3 protein-coding genes are annotated in these 3,815 nt (G+C 36.3%); 1 reads left to right on the plus strand and 2 read right to left on the minus strand.

The genetic code is table 11. The features are described 5' to 3' along the window. A partial coding sequence (gene brnQ, locus V7183_RS22560; RefSeq protein WP_438825193.1) for a branched-chain amino acid transport system II carrier protein occupies positions 1-1,288 on the minus strand: 1,288 nt, incomplete at its 3' end. 311 nt (positions 1,289-1,599) lie between these two features. Here brnQ and V7183_RS22565 point away from each other — a divergent pair. Beyond that, the gene (locus V7183_RS22565) at positions 1,600-2,985 is read left to right on the plus strand and encodes a peptide MFS transporter (RefSeq protein ID WP_335360913.1); all 1,386 of its coding nucleotides are present in this window, start codon (positions 1,600-1,602) and stop codon (positions 2,983-2,985) included. 56 nt (positions 2,986-3,041) lie between these two features. On the opposite strand, the gene V7183_RS22570 is transcribed toward V7183_RS22565, so the two are convergent. Further along, entirely contained in the window at positions 3,042-3,677 is a 636-nt protein-coding gene (locus tag V7183_RS22570; RefSeq protein ID WP_097896470.1) for a class A sortase, read from the minus strand. Between the last annotated feature and the right edge of the window lie 138 nt (positions 3,678-3,815).

Raw genomic sequence — 3,815 nt, forward strand, 5'->3', positions numbered from 1 at the left:
TTACACAAATACTTATAACCACTCCAAGACATCCACTTACAATCGCCGGAACTAACCATCCTACTCCTTCTGTATAAAAAGGAATATGTTCTAATAAAGGTGTCCATTTTCCCATTAATACGTTGCGATTTAAAATATCTATCCCACTAAATACCGCTACTATCCCAATCGTTATAGGATATATATACACATACCTGCTGATATATTTATGGCACAATCCTAAAATAATAAGCGTTAAAGCAATTGGATATATAAACCCAAGAATCGGAACTGATACTTTTAAAATTTGTGTTAATCCTAAGTTAGCTAGAACCATACTAACAACACTTACTATCAAAGCCCAGATCTTATAAGAAACTTTCGGGAATACATCTGCAAAAAACTGACTACAAGATGTAACAAGCCCAATGGAGACACATAAACAGGCAACTGTAAAAATAATTCCTAATAATGCCACACCGCCTTGTCCAAATAATGTAGTCATAACTTGTGCTAATACTTTTGCCCCATTATCAAATTCTCCAAGCGAGCCACTTACTGATCCGACATACCCAAGAATAATATATATAATAGACAACAAGAGACCAGCGCCAATACCAGCCATACTCATATATTTCGCTACGCCCTTTTCATCTTGCACACCTTTTGCACGTAAGGCATTCGAAATAACAATCCCGAAAATTAAGGCTGCTAACGCATCCATCGTTAAATAGCCATCTAGGAACCCTTGAAACATAGGAGCTTGTCCATAATTTCCTACTGGTGCTTTCACATCTCCTACCGTTGTAAACATACTTTTTATGAAAATAAGAGCAATCATACATAATAATAAAGGCGTTAACACCTTTCCAAACAGTCCCATCAATTTCGATGGCGATAGGCTTAACCAATATACAATACTAAAGAAGACCACAGTGTAAAGCAGCAGAGTTATACTACCTGCTTCTGGAAACAACTGACCTGGCCCCATTTCAAAAGCTAAGCTTCCTGCACGCGGTATCCCAAGGCCAGGACCGATAAACACATACACGAAACATGGAAAAATAATTGCAAAAGAGGGATGGACCCGGCTTGCTAGAACTTGAAAACTTCCCGCTTTAGCAATTGCCATGACACCCAGTATCGGAAGACCTGTTGCTGATATGATAAAGCCTAGCAATGCAATCCATACATGTTCTCCTGCTTCATATCCAAGAAAAGGTGGAAATATAAGATTTCCAGCACCAAAGAACATGGAGAATAACATTAGACTAATAAGCAAAACTTCTTTTTTCTGTAACAATTTCATTTCTTTCTCCTTCTCTACTTTCAAATAAAGTAGAATCCTTTCTAACTTAAAAAATACGTCATGAATTGTGATCTATATGTACATCAATTANNAAGCGGTCAGGGCCTGTTTCTGCCACATGCGAAGTAAAAACAGAAAGAGCAAACATAGTCCATAGTCTACCACAAAAGAAACTCCCATTCTATATCTCTCCTGCTTTCCAATTTATTCCGAAAAATCAACCTTTATTGACTTTAAATAGTTAATAAAGTAAACTATTTAACATACACAACTATTAATTTTGTTTTCATTTGTGTCAGGAGGAAACTTATATGGAATCAGCGATACAACTTGAGAAAAAACAACAAAAGGGCAAGAAACATCCTCCAGGTTTATATTTACTCTTCTTTACAGAAATGTGGGAAAGGTTCAGTTACTATGGATTACGAGGATTATTAACACTATACTTAACAACAGCTTTAGTAAGCGGTGGTCTTGGGTTTAGTCCAGGATGGGCACTTTCCATCTACGGATTTTACACTGGAGCGTGTTATTTCACTCCATTGATTGGGGGATTCTTAACAGACCGTTTTCTAGGTAAACGCCTAGCCATCACTATGGGTGGTGTAACAATGGCAATCGGTAACCTTACACTGTTTGCTTGGCAAAACCAAGTCGGCCTATACCTCGGATTAGCGCTTATTATTATCGGTAATGGATTCTTCAAGCCAAACATTTCTACACTTGTCGGAGAATTATATGAAGAACATGATCCAAAACGTGATAGTGCATTTACAATTTTCTATATGGGCATTAACGTAGGTTCATTTTTAGCTCCACTCGTTTGCGGATTTTTATCAGAAAATTTATTCAAAACAACGATAGATGGTGTTGTTCATTACGGTTTCCGTTATGGTTTCTTAGCGGCTTCCATCGGTATGATCGTAGGACAAATCTTATTTACAACATTATCTAACCGTTTCCTTGGTGATATCGGTAAAAAACCAACTAGAGATTTACAAACATCTTCTGGTAAACAAACAGCTGGAAATACACCACTGACAAAAAAAGAAAAACAACATACAGCAGTTATCGTGATTCTAACTTGCTTCGTTGTCTTCTTCTGGGCTGGTTTTGAACAAGCTGGTAGTTCATTAACATTATATACAAACAAATTTGTCGATCGTTCAGTATTTGGATGGGAAATTCCGACATCTTGGTTCCAGTCAGTCAATCCATTATTCATTATTTTACTTGCCCCAGTTATTTCAGCATTATGGGCAAAACTCGCGACTAGAAAGCGCGGCGATTTAAAAATCCCAACCAAAATGGGACTCGGTATGATTTTACTTGGAATTGGTTATATGGTTCTTGTTATCGCTACATTAAAAACAGGTAGTGACGAGCACAATATTACAGAAAAAGCAAACCTGCTCTTTATTGTCTTTACGTACCTTTTCCATACGTTAGGTGAACTATTCTTATCACCCGTTGGACTATCTATGGTTAGTACCCTAGCACCAGTAAAATTCGCTTCTTTACTTATGGGGGTTTGGTTAGCAAGTTCAGGAATTGCTAATATTTTAGGTGGTCAACTTGCAAGCTTTACAACTTCACTTGGATATTCAGAAGTATTTACTGTCATTGGAGCTGTAGCCATTGTTCTAGGATGCGTGTTATTATTGCTCTCTAAAAAATTAGTAAAATGGATGGATTAAAAAACGATGAGGGGTCTCCCCTCATCGTTTTTGTATTTGCGGATTGTTACCGCCTTTTATTTATTTAATTTTTTCGTCTGTACAAGATCACCAGAAACAACAAAGCGCTTTGAATTATCTGATACAGATACACATGTAATAAGTGTCACTTCTGTTTTCCCGTGATCTTCTACCACGTCCCACTTATCAGGTGTAACTTCTGATACACTTGTAACAGCATACTCGTATTCATTTTCATTATCATATAAATAAATTTTATCGTTCTTTTTTAATGATGATAGATCACTAAACAAAACACCTTTTTTCGACATGTTATGACCTGCTAGCGCATAATTTCCTTTTCCCATTTCTTGCTTCTCTTTTACAGTTGTTGCTCCTGACAATAAATTCTTCTCAGTGGAAGCTTTTAAAACAGGAAGCTTCAATGAAAGACTCGGAATCTCAATACGTCCAATTACTTGGTTTTTATCTAATGATGCATTCGCTACTTCTGATAAATTTGGTTGATCGATTTTAGAAGCATCTACAAATTTTGTGTCATGCTTTTCATATTTCATTTTCTGAACATCCTGTACATTCGCTGTTTGCTTCTTCTCTGCCTTATACCCATCGTAAAATGGCTTACCAATTAATACTCCACCTACAATAAATAGAAGGATTGCTAGTATCGTATAAATTCTTTGCTTGTTCATACTTAATCCCTTTCCCTTACATAGTCTTACTCCTATATAAAATCATAAATTAAGATTGGCATATGTACAAGTATAAGACAAAAATAAAACCTCTCACTATATATACATCAATTAAAAAACGACATAACCCCCCTCTTT

Source organism: Bacillus sp. JJ1127, from assembly GCF_036965845.1.
Taxonomy (GTDB): Bacteria; Bacillota; Bacilli; order Bacillales; family Bacillaceae_G; genus Bacillus_A.